10 protein-coding genes are annotated in these 14,810 nt (G+C 33.7%); 2 read left to right on the top strand and 8 right to left on the bottom strand.

Features of this window, described 5'->3' with window-relative positions; all coding sequences use genetic code 11:
• Positions 1-20 precede the first annotated feature (20 nt).
• Positions 21-3,371, bottom strand: a complete 3,351-nt coding sequence (locus tag ACY0M5_RS04045; RefSeq protein WP_461630882.1) for a golvesin C-terminal-like domain-containing protein — start codon at positions 3,369-3,371, stop codon at positions 21-23.
• 10 nt (positions 3,372-3,381) lie between these two features.
• On the bottom strand, positions 3,382-4,266 hold the full coding sequence (locus ACY0M5_RS04050; protein WP_461630883.1) for an ABC transporter ATP-binding protein: 885 nt from the start codon (positions 4,264-4,266) through the stop codon (positions 3,382-3,384).
• A 523-nt stretch (positions 4,267-4,789) separates the two neighbouring features.
• Here ACY0M5_RS04050 and ACY0M5_RS04055 point away from each other — a divergent pair.
• Positions 4,790-5,182, top strand: a complete 393-nt coding sequence (locus ACY0M5_RS04055) for a carboxymuconolactone decarboxylase family protein (protein WP_124994572.1) — start codon at positions 4,790-4,792, stop codon at positions 5,180-5,182.
• Positions 5,183-5,314: 132 nt separating this feature from the next.
• Positions 5,315-5,668: a rhodanese-like domain-containing protein gene (locus ACY0M5_RS04060; protein WP_461630884.1), complete on the top strand. Its 354-nt coding sequence runs from the start codon at positions 5,315-5,317 to the stop codon at positions 5,666-5,668.
• Positions 5,669-5,730: 62 nt separating this feature from the next.
• On the opposite strand, the gene ACY0M5_RS04065 is transcribed toward ACY0M5_RS04060, so the two are convergent.
• From ACY0M5_RS04065 to ACY0M5_RS04090, 6 genes are read right to left on the bottom strand one after another with little or no spacing between them, the layout of a single operon-like run.
• On the bottom strand, positions 5,731-7,869 hold the full coding sequence (locus tag ACY0M5_RS04065; RefSeq protein WP_461630885.1) for a hypothetical protein: 2,139 nt from the start codon (positions 7,867-7,869) through the stop codon (positions 5,731-5,733).
• Between the two features lie 4 nt (positions 7,870-7,873).
• Positions 7,874-10,591 (bottom strand): TonB-dependent receptor, encoded by a 2,718-nt coding sequence (locus ACY0M5_RS04070; RefSeq protein ID WP_461630886.1) that lies wholly within the window; start codon positions 10,589-10,591, stop codon positions 7,874-7,876.
• An 11-nt stretch (positions 10,592-10,602) separates the two neighbouring features.
• On the bottom strand, positions 10,603-11,292 hold the full coding sequence (locus ACY0M5_RS04075; RefSeq protein WP_461630887.1) for a hypothetical protein: 690 nt from the start codon (positions 11,290-11,292) through the stop codon (positions 10,603-10,605).
• An 11-nt stretch (positions 11,293-11,303) separates the two neighbouring features.
• Positions 11,304-12,428, bottom strand: coding sequence for a DUF4249 domain-containing protein (locus ACY0M5_RS04080; RefSeq protein ID WP_461630888.1), 1,125 nt, complete (start codon positions 12,426-12,428; stop codon positions 11,304-11,306).
• Positions 12,429-12,442: 14 nt separating this feature from the next.
• Positions 12,443-13,576 (bottom strand): DUF4249 domain-containing protein, encoded by a 1,134-nt coding sequence (locus ACY0M5_RS04085; protein WP_461630889.1) that lies wholly within the window; start codon positions 13,574-13,576, stop codon positions 12,443-12,445.
• 14 nt (positions 13,577-13,590) lie between these two features.
• Positions 13,591-14,718 (bottom strand): DUF4249 domain-containing protein, encoded by a 1,128-nt coding sequence (locus ACY0M5_RS04090; RefSeq protein WP_461630890.1) that lies wholly within the window; start codon positions 14,716-14,718, stop codon positions 13,591-13,593.
• Positions 14,719-14,810: the final 92 nt, after the last annotated feature.

The following is a 14,810-nucleotide window of genomic DNA, read 5'->3' on the forward strand; positions in this document are numbered from 1 at the left end:
CCTTATATAATTAGTATATTTTATTTGTTTTCAACCCATTTAATTGCATCTGCAAAGAGAAAAGAGCCCGCCGATTTGTTGTTCAGTTCTACTTTTGCATTTTCAGGTGTGATAAAGAAAGTGCCCAGATAATTCCAACCGTTTTCCAGTTCCTGATCACTTTTATTGATTTCTTCAACTCCTGATTCATGATATACTTTAAAATTATAATCCGTTTTTTTCTGTTGTCCTCTTCGTCTTCCCCATTGTTCAATTTTTTCGATATGACAGTAAACATCGTATTGTGCGCTGTTTTTTAGTTCCGCAGTCCAAATTGCCGAACGTTCACCTTGTCCGGATTTTGTGAAGAATGCAGATCGTACATATTTTCCGAAAAAGCCGGAACGTAAAACATTTTTCCATTCATTGGGCGGATTCCACGTGCGCAATCTCGAATATTCATGCTCAGTAATTCGTTTGTCATCCATCCATTGTTTTAAATAACTTTTGTTCGAAACCTGTACATATTCAAAGCCTTTATCCTCGTTATCAACTACAAATTCATTCGTGGCTAAAATCCCGTCAAAGGCTTCGCAGGCTTTTATATCATTAAAGAAATTGCCTTTTTTAGTCTCGTCAAACGAACTGAAATCATAAACTAAACTATTGGGAAGATTCTCTGAGATATGTGTTGATACATTCATTCTGCTTGGTTGCGAAGGGAATACAAATCCCACATCGAGAGCTGAATTCGCCGGCACAAGAATTGTTTTTGTAAAAGCCGGTTTGTCTTCCCCCGGGTTTCTTCGGTTTCGTCTTCGGTTTTGATCATTTAATTCGATACTAACCGAAATAATTCCATCTACCGATTCGGGGTTGGAGATTTTGTATCGAATCTGGTATTTAATGTGATCGCCTTCTTTCACCTTGTAGGTTTGCAGATCTTTAATTAAAAAGCCTGGTAATTTGTTCGTTGTATACCAGTTTTTCACATCGGCTTGAATTGATTCGCCGTTGTTCGCGATAAGCAGACTATCAAAACTGGTAAAGCTAAATTTCCGATGTTGGTTTTCTGCGATATAATTTTTTAGCAGGGAATTAAACTTGTCTTCCCCGTATCTGGCTTTAAAAATTGAGAAGAGATGAATTCCTTTTTCTCTGAAAATATCATTTAAGTAGATCTGTTCGTCATCGTCTTTGGATGCTTTAATACCCGATTTTGTGATGTCTGTTAATGATGCTTTCTTTAGTTCAAGATTAATGCGCTCTTCTTTACTGATTCCATCAAATTGCCAACGGTTTTGTGATTGAGAACCGGCATTTTTTTCTTTCAGATAAACTCCCAATGCAATATTCAGAACCGGAAATTCCTGCGAATACATCTGGGTTGAGTAGCCATAATAGTTGGGGAAAGGAGAATAGGTATTTCTATCAACATTATCGAACTGATACCATTCTGTTGCAGGAGGCATAAAATTTGCACGTACAAATCTTTTAAAAATGCGAGCCTGCAGTTCTTCGTCCGAGACTTCTTCATTATCCCGCTTCATTCTTTTTTCGAATCGGTTCTTTCGCTTTTTAAAATCAGTTTCTTCCATCGCAACTCCCTTTTCAGGATAAAAAATAATTTCGGGCTGTACGGCATCACTGCTTATCGACCAAATGTGTTTGTCCAAAGCAAATTGAATCGGCACTTCGGCTAAAGCGAATCGTTTGAACGGATATTCCAGATCTATTTGGGTTTCGTACTCATTTTTTAATCCCCTGATTAGTGAAGGCAAACTATCCTGTATTACATCAAAATGCTTCAGGAAAAATTCATTTCCCCGAATGCTGTAAATTGAATATTCAACGGAATCAACTTGAATGCTGTGTTGAAGATAATCACCAATCAGCAGACTGATTTTGGGTAAGGCTGATTCCGGATGAAATGCAAAAACACCATCTTTAATTTTTGTTACCTCTCCCTGCGAAACGGGAATCAGATTATTCGATGTTTTAACTTTTAAAGTAAAATTTGTGAAATCTGGCGAATGTAATGCTGGATTACCGGAGGCATATCCAACTCCTGCGATAGGATACCATAAAGCATCACTGGTGAGACATACAAAATCATCTTTCAGGTAAGAGAATCGCTTTCGAATGCGAAACATTTCTGCTGTAAAATTGTTTTTGGTTAATTCAGGATTTAAATCCAAAAAATGAGTTCGTTCATCTATCGATCCGCTGTAAATAACATCTAATTTTGTGCTTTCATTTTTTAGCAAATGTTGGCCCGGAACAATTTTCAGCAGATGAGTTTGTCTTGTAAAATTCAGATTCTTACCATTCTGAAGAACAGCTCTTACTTTTAAATCAGGATTTAAACTGAAAAGAAGGGTGTCTAAATCTGAAGCGGAATGATTACAAATTTCAAGCTTGACTTGTACAGCTATTTCTTCATTGGTATGTGTAAGATCTATATTGCAGGAGGTAACTTCAGGTTTCGGAAATGCTGCATATTTGTTATTCAGAGCAATCATTTCGTTTTTAAACTTCTGATTGTTGATGTTAATATCGATGTATTTCTTCGCTAATAAACCCCCGATCAGAAAACTGAATAAAGCCAAATAAATGGGAAGTGAAACCAATCTTTTCGATTGAGGCAAGCGATTTAATTTGGATATGGTAAAGAGGATAAAGCCGATTCCCAGGAAAAAATAAATTCCCCGGTGAATAGCTACTTCTTTTAAATTTCCAAATCCACCAATGGTCGAATTCATCATTGGCACCTGGTAGGCAATGTAATCGAACAGATGATAGAATTTGGTATTTAAGTAGAAGATACTTAGAGCAATGTATCCTAACAGAATGATGAAAGTAATGGCTTGGTTTTTTAAAATGATCATTAAAAAGAACGCAAGACCGAGAATGTAAACGAGGGTAGGTATTGATATTAAAAGTGGATAGTAAAATACTACCCATGCACTTTGTGAAGAATCCTTACTTAAAAAGGAGAATCCTATTCCCATTAATAAAATGATAAAATTGAGGATGACGAAAACGCTTATAATTCCGAGGGTTTTTCCTAGAATATATTCACTGTTGGTCATCGATCGCGCATAGATTACTTCTACGGTATCGTTTTTACTGTCTTGTTTCAGAAATTCAGAGGCTAAAAATACGGCAACAATTGCCTGACCCAAATTTAGAATGATCAGATTGGCATAAGGAATTGCTGCAGGGAGTGCACGGTAGATCCAAGGCGCTCCGCTATTTTCTACAAATGCTGCAACATTAAAAATACCAATAAACAGGACGGAGAGTCCGGCAAATATTCTAAAAAACCAGGATCGAAGAAGAGTTCTGGTTTCGTACTTGGCTACGGTGCGTATGGTGTTGGGAGAGATCATTTTTAAATTGCTAGATTAGTGCCGAAGACATTTCCATGAAATAAACGTATGCATGTTCCAGATTTGGTTCCAGCTCAATTGCATTGGTAAATTGACTGCCGTCTCCAATTAATTGAACTTCCCAACCTTCTTGAGTTGGAATTGTGGAAACTACAGGATATTTATCTTTTATCAGATCGTATTCATAGCCAGAAGTATTTACCTGCCAAACATGTCCACGTGCTTTTTCAATGAGAGCTTCAGGTGTTCCTTTAAAAGCAACCTGTCCGTTGTTAAGTAAAGCCAGATTGTTACAAACGCTTGAAATATCTCCAACAATGTGGGTTGATAAAATAATGATCACATCTTGCTGGCTTAGCTCTGATAAAATATTTCGAAACCGAATTCTTTCTTCCGGATCAAGACCGGTTGTTGGTTCATCAACCACGATAATTTTTGGATTCCCAATCAAGGTTTGGGCAATTCCCAATCTTCGTTTCATACCTCCGGAGAGTTTATTAGCATCTCGTTCCCGAACATCAAATAATCCAACCTTGTCAAGCCATTCATCAACTTTATCTCTTCTTATGTTTTTGTTTTTTATTCCGGAAAGTGAGGCCGCATAATCTAAAAACTCCCATGTTTTCAGTTTTGAGAAAAAACGAAAGTCCTGTGGCAGATAGCCCAACATACTTCTGATTTCTTTTCGGTTTTTTTCCAAATCAAACGAATCAATGGAAACAGAACCCATGCTTGGTTTCATTAAAGTCACTAAAATTCTCATTAAACTTGATTTCCCCGCACCATTTGGACCCAGTAGTCCAAACATTCCAGTACCAATTTCCAGATTTACATTGTCCAGTGCTTTTTTTCCGTTTGGATAAATTTTACTTAGTTCCTGAATATTGATTTGCATCTGTTTGTTGGTTTCAAAGTAAATAAGCTAGAATAATCTTAGACAATAAATAGTAGATAAGGTTTAAATAAATTTTTGTCTATCGATCAAATTTACAATTTATGCTTAGTAATGCTTTCTCATCCATTCGTTTTTCGATAAACAGGATAGTTTACCTGTTCTACACAAAGTATGAGACAAGAAATGCGAACAATAGGTTACAGATTTTATTAATTTAATCCTCTTTCAATTAAAAGATAGAATAAGACATAGTATCGATTTAAGCGGAATTGAATTCAGCTATTCTAAATAACTGGCAGGAAATGATTTTTTTTGATTGATATATTATGATTATAATGTCAAGAGTGGGAAGTGTTCATAAACAAATATTGTTATTTGAAGGATAAAAGAATATATTCTGTGTTATATTGTTTTTTTTTGTAATGTGGTTGTGGTGTATATATCTAATTTAGAATTGATTACCTCATTGACTTTCAGTGAGTAAAGTTGTAAATTTAATCTTATTAAAAATAAGGAGGAAATCATGAAGAGGAGAAAGATTTATGACGAAATTGAGCAAATGTTCGGTTTAGTGCCAACAATGTTCAAATCAATTCCTGATTCAACACTGGAATTGGAATGGGAGTTATTTAAAAGACTTCAACTGGAAGATGGTGCAATTGGTGTTAAAAATCGTGAGTTAATAGGATTGTCAATCGCAGCAGTTTCAAAATGTCGTTATTGTGCATATTTCCATACTGAAATGGCCAGATTAAATGGAGCAACAGATGAGGAAATTGAGGAAGCCATTCATTTTGCAAAAGCATCAGCAGGTTGGAGTGCTTATGTTAATGGAATGCAGTTGGATTTTAATGATTTTAAAAAGGAAATTGATCTTGCTTGTGATCATGTCCGTGATTTGCATCTACAGCATTAATACAATAATTAATTTGGAGTAATTGATTATTGATTGTGAAAATAATAGAAGGAGATCTTTTTAATAGATTTCCTTCTTTTTGTTTATTATACTTATCTTTATTAAGATTAATAATAAACAACAGGAACGACAATGAGAGTTTTTTTTAATAATGATTCATCGGATAAGCTGGAATATACACCCTTGGAATTGGCACAGGAAATGGAAAAAAGGCAGGATCTTCTGATGCTTGATGTGCGTGAGCATACAGAGATAAAAATTTGTCATTTGAAAGATGCAATGCACGTTCCTATGGGACAAATTCCTAATAAACTGGAAGATTTGCCTAAAAATAAGGATTTGGTTGTATTTTGTCACATGGGAGTGCGCAGTAAACAGGTGATGAATTATTTGCGAAAAAATGGGTTTTCCCGTGTATTTAATTTAAAAGGAGGTATTGATCGTTGGTCGGTTGAGGTGGATCCAAAGGTTCAGAGATATCGATAAAGTATACATTTTGAGGAGCCTCATTCATAATTGAAATGAGGCTCTTTTATATGCTGTGGTTTCTATTTTATAAATATGCTTTGTTTGAGAACAATGGGTTCACCATTTTCAGAAATTCCTTCAACAATTAATTCATACTCACCTTTCACATCACTTGCTGTAAATTCTAACTTAAAATCCTGTTCTTTGCCCAGTGTAATATTTGGCTCCCAGAGTAAATCAGTCCTGAAATCGGGCATAAATTTATCAGAAGAACTTGGTTTGTTAGCTAAAGAATAGCTTGATGTGAATAAAGGCAGATAATATCGTTCTGTGTTTATTGGCAATTGGTCTATCTTACAATCTTTATCTTTGGAAATGACATGTATGATTCCGTAAAAATGGGATTTCCCATAAAAATATTCATATGGCATCACCTCAATCCTGTCAATTTCCGAGGGTCTTTTATTTAGAATAATTCTGGGATTAGATACTATTAGTCCATCGTAAAGAATTAATGGAGCAGGCTTCATAACTTTTAATTGATCAGGACTATATACATTGAAAAAGGTTTCTTTTTTTCGGTAACTAATTTTAACGGGAGAAATAAATTCATGGAAGTATTCCTCCAAAGAGTCCAAACGAATAAAGTTGTCGATTTTTGTTGAAGAATACGGTTTCCCAAAGAAGTTACTCTCTCCGCGATACAAGCATGTATCTTTTAATTCTGTATAAGTTTTCTGATTATAGATGGTTCGGATTCTATAATTTTCATAAAGTTTTTTTAGAAAGTCTATTTGGTCTTGATTTAAATCAGATTTTTTCCATTGTACAGATGCAAAACCTTTTTGGTTGAATTTTTCTTTTAGCTGGATAGAGCATTCTTCGAAGTTATTATCGTTAAGTTGAATGGAAATATCATGCAATCCTTTTTTTAATGGAAGCTGAAAGAAAAATTTACCATCTTGATGTGTTCTAAATGTGCTTATATCAGCATATTCGCCAATTTTTGACAGGTAAATATTTTTATTGGCAATAGCTTCTTTTGTTTTTCGACTTTTTATTTGTCCTTCCAAAATATAGGTTTCCTCTTCAGGATACTGACTTGAATTAACGAAATAATTGGGGTTACTACGTAAGTATAAGGATTTAAGTCCATCTTTTGAAATCCAATCTTGTTCCGGTATTTTACTGAGTTGTTCAAAATAGCTATTCATTGAAGCACCAAAATTACTGTAGATATTGAAGAATTCAATAATATTAGCCGATGTATGAAAAGGTTCTTTTAATTTGATACTTGCTGAGAGATATAATAATTCAGCTTTTTTTGTAAAATCCTTACTTGTAAGATTCAATTGAACTTTCTCTCGGGGGGAAACAGTAATACGTGGATTTTCAAAAAATACTCCTTTGTTATTACTTGCTAAATGAAAGACAGCTTCTGTTAAAATTTCTCCATCTGGATTTTTAACACAGATTCCATAACTTGGAGAGTTTAATTCCTTTTTATGAACTCGAAACTCCCAATTGTTATTAGTTAACTTAAATGATTGATCTACAACATTTCCTTTGTTCGAAAAGATTTGAAATTTGAGTCCTTTATCAGGAACCGATGATGCATTGTTTGATGAAACTGTAAAACGGATGTATCGATCCAGATCTTCAACTGAAGAAGTAATCGTATATGGTTTCTCCTCATTCGTATTGCTTTTAGTTCGCAACACAGTTCGGTCATTATCTTTCAAATCATAGAATTGAGTTGATCCGTTTGTAATTTTTTGGTTGTCGATACTATTTTCTGAAAGCTTGTAATTATTAAAAACAAAAATTGGTGTTACACTTGTTAATTCTTTTGAAGTAGAGTTCATCCAATGCGTATAGGCATTAATGGCGTAGTTTCCTGTTGATAATTGATCCGTTATTAGAAAACCACCAGCCCCCATTCCTTGATTCAGGATTATCTTTTCCTGAGCAACAGCATAGCCATTTTCGTCAATTAATTCCAGATAGGCGACTTTACTTAAATCGGACAGCTTCTGTGTGACAGAATTGATGCAATACAATTTTAATAGGACTGATTCTCCGGCAAGAAATATATTCTTTTGAATGTGAACATGAATTCTTTCACTTTCATGGCTAATATTTTCTCCCTTGCCTGCAAAGTTAATAGCTAGTGAAACAGTCAAAATAAGCAATATGTATATATAGTTTTTATTTTTCATAGCTTTAAAATTCAATGTTATATGAAACTGTAGGGATCACGTTTCCAAATACAGATAGTTTATATCCAGCTACAGAAGAATCTTCAGATCTAAAATAAACGGAGTAAGCATTATTGCGTGCTGTAAGATTATACAAACCAAAAGTCCAGGATGTGTGATAGGGTTTGTTTTTGCGTAAATTTCCCTCAACCAGCAGAGAAATATCGGTTCTAAAATAGTTTGGAATGCGATATTCATTTCGTTCGGAATAGTAAATAATGGGAATTCCTTGTAGGCTGTATTTAGCAATAGGATAGGTAGCAGGCCGACCAGTGTGATAAACTAAATTAGTTGAGAATATAAACCGTCTGGAAAGTTTAAAGCTGAAAAAGGCTTTGATATTATGTGGTTTGTCGTACGGTGCTCTATACCAATCACCATCATTAACTGCAAACTCGCCCGTATTATCTTTTGATTTGAGGTAACTTCTCGAATAAGTATAGCTCACCATTGTGTTAAACCTGCCTTTGTTTTTTCGGATGAAAAGTTCTACTCCGTAATTCTTCCCTTCTGCGTTAAGTACCTCATTTTCCGTATGCTCATTTAAATACAGTTGTGCACCATCCTTGTAATCTTTCGCATTTTGAACCTTTTTAAAATAGGTTTCTGCTGATAATTCAAAGTTAGAATTGAAAATATTCTTGTAAAAACCTAAAGAAATCTGATCCCCAATTTGAGGTTTTAAATACTTGTCAGAAAGTTTCCATGTATCTGTTGGAGAAATAGATGTTGTGTTTGATAAAAGATGTATGTACTGACGGGTTCTATTGTAACTTGCTTTTATAGATGTGCTTGGGTTTAATGCATAATTAACCGAAATACGATATTCAGGACCATGATATATGTTATTCAAACCAGTAGATGTAATGGTGTCCAAAATATTATAACGACTTGTAATTCCATCTAAATAAGTTAATTCTTCCCTTTTTCCGACATTGCCATATAATGAATATCTAATACCTGCTTCTGCAGTAATATTTCCCATAAATTCCCTTTTAAAACCTAAGAATAAGGCAGCCTCAAGACCATTTTCTTCTGGCAAATTGTTATTACTTACTACAGAAGCTTCAGAATAAGGTTTCATGTCTCCCGGACTGATGTTGTAATATTTTAGTTCGGTTCCCAGATCGATTGTTGTGTATAAATCTTTTTCAAGATTTAGATATGATTTAAATCCGCCTTCATTCACCTTGTGAGTTAATTTAAAAGCATTACTTGCTATCTCTGCCGAACTCATATCATAAGAAAAGCTTGTGAAGTATACACTGTTATTCATCTTTAGCTTTTCTGAAAATCGATATCTCCAATTTAGTGAGCTAACAAAGTTATTGAAGTTATAAAGGGTATCAGAATGCAATTGAAATTCATCTTTGCTCTTGTAATAACTTAACTCAAATTGATTATTCGAATTAGGTTTATAATTTATTTTTCCATGTAAGTCATAAAAATTCGATTTAGAGTCTACTAATTCTTTGGAGTCTATCTTATCTACTATCCAGTCAGAATAGGTGAATCGGAAAGAATTCATTATTGAAAGTTTGTTCTTGAGTAAAGGTAAATTCAAAAATGCTTTTGTAGTAACCGGACTAATTCCAACTTTACCATTTATTTTGTCGGCTATTTTATTGTTTGAATGAATATCATAAGTTGATGAAATTCGACCTCCAAATTGAACAGGAATGCTTGATTTATATAAACTGGCCTCCTGTATCATGTCGTTATTAAATGCAGAAAAGAATCCAAAAAAGTGAGCAGGATAGTAAATAGGTGCATTATCTATTAGTATTAGGTTTTGATCGGCAGAACCTCCTCTAACGTTGAAACCAATTGATCCTTCCCCAGCGCTTTCCACACCTGGTAACATTGTCGTGCTTTTTATTATATCAGGTTCACCAAGGGCTGAAGGTAAAGATTCAATATCCTTTGCCAGAATAAGTTCTAAACCCATTGATGTTCGCTTTACTTTGTCATTTTTTGCTAAAACACGTATTTCCTTGAGATTTTGGGATTCACTCATTAACTGAACATTAATTCGACCATCACCACGAAGATTAATTTTTCTGGAACTTGGTTTAAGTCCCATGTATCGAAAATTTAAATTGTAAAATCCAGGAGGAAGATCAAGTTCAAAATAGCCATCTTTATCAGATGTTACTCCTTTAGTAAGATTAGGAAGAAATATTGAAACGCCTTTAAGTGGTTGAGAGCTTTCAAAATGGCTTACCTTACCAAATAGTTTTACTTTTTTCTTGCCAAGAGCAGTTCCAATTTCATGAATTCTGTACTCCTGCTCCTGCAGGTTCGAAATGTCTTTATCTTCCTCAACTGATTCGACCTCTTTTGTGGTATGATTCACTTTTTCCCGAAGACTAAATTCGTTTCCAATGTTTTCATATTTCGAGAGAACAATTGAATTATTTCTAACTAGAAATCGAAATTGAGTGTCAGCTAGGATATCATCTAGTATAGCTGTAATATTTTCATTTGAATAAGACTTTTTTAGGCGAATGTTTTCAACCCAATTTTTATCAAAAAATACTTTTATTTGATATTTATCACTCAGATCATTTGCGAACTCAACAAATGTCATTCCTTCATGACCAATACTTATTTCTTGTTCGCCTATAGCCAAACAAGGGAAAAGTATGAACAAACTATATAGTAATAGGAGTGCTTTTTTCATTTTCCGTAATTTTATTGGTCAAATTTTATTAAAAGAGGGATTGCATCTAATGGATTGTGTCTGTTTATCTTTAACTTACTGAAGCGAACGAATTGCTTGATTTCTTTCTTTTGGGATGGAAAGAATTTGATGAGATCAGCTTTGCTTTTTATCGTGCTTAACTCTTTTTTATAAATGGCATACATATTAGTATCATCTATATAGTTGAATTTTTCAGAACCTGTTTTTGAACTTAGAACTCGTAATTGAGTACGTTTAATAACGTAGGTTATTTTTGAAGCAGTAAAAACTTGGTAGTAGTTGGCCGGACTTAATTTTTTATGAATCAAATCACCTCTTTTAAAATGATAAATCATCTGGTTATCTAAAACTGTAAATTCTTCTAAAAAAAACGGATTTACAACAATATTGCAAGTTGTATTGCTCTCTGTTTGAATTGGGGTTATTATTTCTTCTTTTGAGAGGTCGTAGAAGAACTTCAGATTATTGAAATTCTGTCCATTAAATTTAAAACTTCCGTTTAACTCCAGTTTTTTTAAGAAAAATTGTTCAGCTTGTGCTACCGAGTGGGTAGGTATCCAAATTTTTCCATTTATTATATTTTCCTTGTCAGAAGATAATTTGGGTTGACCAAATGTATTGGAGTAAAATGCTACAATTAACAGAATAGGTGTGAGCAGGTTTAGTAATTTAGATTTCATAGTATATAGTTTTAAGGCCAAAATGAAGGTTTATTCGGTGAATATTTAAAATTACAATCGTAACAATAATTACGTCGAACAATAAAAATGTGTGTTTCGCCTTCGAAATAATCTCTTACAATATGGAATATACTTTGATCAGGACTTCCATCCTTAAATTTCATTGTAATATCTTCACAATCCGAAGGAGAATCTTGAAATTTCATTTGGAAATCTTTCGAAGAAAAGCTTGCATTCATAGAGTTCACACTTGAGACTTCAAAATATCCGAGTACCGGATTTTTTGAATGGCAAGCGCAAATATTACCTTTTGCATTTGCAGTTATTACGTTATACAAACCACCATTTGTTTGGATTGACTCTTGAATTTTTTTCCAAAACTCATAACAATTAAAGTCAACAGAGTATAGAGATAAGTTAATGAAATATTCATAATTTAGTTTAACTTCATTTTCTGTTATGTAAGAGGTTGGTAGGTGCTTGAATTCCTTTATTTTTTGACCAGATCCATCAAAAACGAAAACATTATCTGAACGCAGAAAAGGATAGCATATTTTGGATGGATTTGCAGTTTTTGGTTCGAAATAAGGATTTCGCCATTCCCAACTTTCTCGATACTCCCACCTAACATAACTGCTTTGATTTGTTGGATCAGAGGCATCAATATATAATTTGGCAGCATTTACTGTACTTGCATCTTCTAATAATAATTTTTTTTCTTCACCATATATTGATTTAATGATTATCTCGGGTTGAATTGTTTCCGGATTGGATTCATATTTCTCACCGGAATTTGTTTGAATTTCAATCCAATAGCTTCGACCTATTTGACCTTGAAAATTTGAATTTTGAGTCCTGTAAACCCCGGGAGATGTTTCCCATAAAATTTCAGAATTTCCGAGATCGTCATTAATCATTATAATTGCGCCTTGTTCGGGTCTCAATGTATCGACTCTTATGAGATCAACAGTTCTAAATAATCTTACCTCATACGGACCAGGTTTATTTGTAATCTTTCCGTCAACAACTAAAATTGAAATATCAGCGTCAATTTCTGGATAAAACTTTTCTGTACACGAATAGATGAGCGTGAAGAAAAATGAAAGGATAATAAATTTTATTTTGGATTTATGCATAGTATTTATAAAAATCAGGGCCAAAAAGAGGGTTTGTTAGTAGGATGAACTACATTGCACTCATAACATTCGTTTCTGCGAACAATATAAACGGTGGCTTGTCCTTCAGTATAGCTTGAAAGGATCTGAAATTTGGTGGAGTCAGGACGGCTGTCTTCCTTTCTCATTTCGAAAGATTCACATTCTTTAGGATAATTTGCAAATTCAAGTGTGAAATCATTTTTGGAAAAGAAATTTTGCGTCCTGTTTACAGAAGAAACTTCAAAATATCCAATGGCTTTACATTTTTCATCACATCCGTTTATATTTCCTTCAATATTTGCGGGGGTGATATCGTAAAGAGCACCTTCTGAGAAGTTAACAGATTTTATTTTTTTCCAGAATTCATAATTGGTTTCTGAGATTGAAAATAAAGTGATGTCAATTAGATAGTTGTATGATAATTTTACTTCATCAGTATAGATAGCTGTGGTTGGTTGTTGAGTAATAAATTTTAGATTCAGGTTTGAGGCATCAAAAATATTTACCAAAGGGAAAGCAGTAACAGGGTAGCAGACTTTACTTGGGTTTTCAGTGATTTTTTCAGAATTTGAATTTTCAGGAGATCTCCATTCGTAACTTTCCCGGTATTCCCATCTTATGTAGTTGGCATCTGTACTATTTGCTTTTGCATCAAAATAGATTTTTACTGCGTTTTGTTTTTCGGAGGCATTAATAATTACCTCTTCTTCTTTTCCATAGATCGATTCTATTTCAAAAGGAGGGGGCATTTTTTCCGGAGTTGATTCATATTTCTCTCCTGTTGCAGTTTCTATTTCAATCCAATATGTTTGCCCAACTTCGCCTTTTATTATGCTGTATACAGTTTGGTAAACACCCGGCCGAATTTCCTGAAAAAGTTCACTGTTTCCTAAATCATCTTTAAGTATAATTTCAGCATTTGCCTCTGGTTTTAAAGTGTCAACTTTTATAAGATCAACAGTTCTGAATAATCTAACTTCATAAGGGCCTGAGTCATTAGTAATTTTACCGTCAATAACTAAAATTGAAACATCAGCGTCAATTTCTGGATAAAACTTTTCTGTACACGAATAGATAAGCGTGAAGAAAAATGAAAGGATAATAAATTTTATTTTGGATTTATGCATAGTATTTATAAAAATCAGGGCCAAAAAGAGGGTTTGTTAGTTGGATGAACTACATTGCACTCATAACATTCATTTCTGCGAACAACATATATAGTAGTGAATTTACCTCCGGGTTTCGTGGTAATAATATGATATTTTTTGGGATCGGGAGCCAATGTTAATTCTATAGTTTCACATTCTTTAGGATAATTTGCAAATTCAAGTGTGAAATCATTTTTGGAAAAGAAATTTTGCGTCCTGTTTACAGAAGAAACTTCAAAATATCCAATGGCTTTACATTTTTCATCACATCCGCTTATATTTCCTTCAATATTTGCAGGGGTGATATCGTAAAGAGCACCTTCTGAGAAGTTAACAGATTTTATTTTTTTCCAGAATTCATAATTGGTTTCTGAGACTGAAAATAAAGTGATGTCGATCAGATAATTATACAATAATTTTACTTCATCAGTATATATCGTTGAAGTGGATTGTTGAGAAATGAATTTTGAACTTAGGTTTGAGGCATCGTAAATATTAACCACAGGGAAAGTGGTAACAGGGTAGCAGATTTTACTTGGGTTTTCAGTAAATTTTTCAGAATTTAAATTTTCAGGAGATCTCCATTCGTAACTTTCCCGGTATTCCCATCTTATGTAGTTGGCATCTGTACTATTTGCTTTTGCATCAAAATAGATTTTTACTGCGTTTTGTTTTTCGGAGGCATTAATAATTACCTCTTCTTCTTTTCCATAGATCGATTCTATTTCAAAAGGAGGGGGCATTTTTTCCGGAGTTGATTCATATTTCTCTCCTGTTGCAGTTTCTATTTCAATCCAATATGTTTGCCCAACTTCGCCTTTTATTATGCTGTATACAGTTTGGTAAACACCCGGCCGAATTTCCTGAAAAAGTTCACTGTTTCCTAAATCATCTTTAAGTATAATTTCAGCATTTGCCTCTGGTTTTAAAGTGTCAACACTTATAAGGTCAACAGTTCTGAATAATCTAACCTCATAAGGGCCTGAGTCATTAGTAATTTTACCGTCAACAACTAGAATTGAAACATCAGCGTCAATTTCAGGATAGAATTTTTCAGTACAAGATGTGTTTAGCAGTATTAGTGCCAAAGCCCAACAAAACGGGGATTTTATAGGGGACATGAGGTTAGAGGTTTAGATGATGGTTTTAAAAGTAGTATTTTAAGTTTATAAATAAGGCATTATTGATGAGTAAATTACAATAGATTCCCAGT

This window comes from Labilibaculum euxinicum (assembly GCF_963678175.1).
Classification (GTDB): Bacteria; Bacteroidota; Bacteroidia; order Bacteroidales; family Marinifilaceae; genus Labilibaculum; species Labilibaculum euxinus.

Bases quoted from the DNA above. Each gene is read 5' to 3' on its own strand.
- ACY0M5_RS04045 (WP_461630882.1), bottom strand. From the start codon at position 3,371: ATGATCTCTCCCAACACCATACGCACCGTAGCCAAGTACGAAACCAGA.
- ACY0M5_RS04050 (WP_461630883.1), bottom strand. From the start codon at position 4,266: ATGCAAATCAATATTCAGGAACTAAGTAAAATTTATCCAAACGGAAAA.
- ACY0M5_RS04055 (WP_124994572.1), top strand. From the start codon at position 4,790: ATGAAGAGGAGAAAGATTTATGACGAAATTGAGCAAATGTTCGGTTTA.
- ACY0M5_RS04060 (WP_461630884.1), top strand. From the start codon at position 5,315: ATGAGAGTTTTTTTTAATAATGATTCATCGGATAAGCTGGAATATACA.
- ACY0M5_RS04065 (WP_461630885.1), bottom strand. From the start codon at position 7,869: ATGAAAAATAAAAACTATATATACATATTGCTTATTTTGACTGTTTCA.
- ACY0M5_RS04070 (WP_461630886.1), bottom strand. From the start codon at position 10,591: ATGAAAAAAGCACTCCTATTACTATATAGTTTGTTCATACTTTTCCCT.
- ACY0M5_RS04075 (WP_461630887.1), bottom strand. From the start codon at position 11,292: ATGAAATCTAAATTACTAAACCTGCTCACACCTATTCTGTTAATTGTA.
- ACY0M5_RS04080 (WP_461630888.1), bottom strand. From the start codon at position 12,428: ATGCATAAATCCAAAATAAAATTTATTATCCTTTCATTTTTCTTCACG.
- ACY0M5_RS04085 (WP_461630889.1), bottom strand. From the start codon at position 13,576: ATGCATAAATCCAAAATAAAATTTATTATCCTTTCATTTTTCTTCACG.
- ACY0M5_RS04090 (WP_461630890.1), bottom strand. From the start codon at position 14,718: ATGTCCCCTATAAAATCCCCGTTTTGTTGGGCTTTGGCACTAATACTG.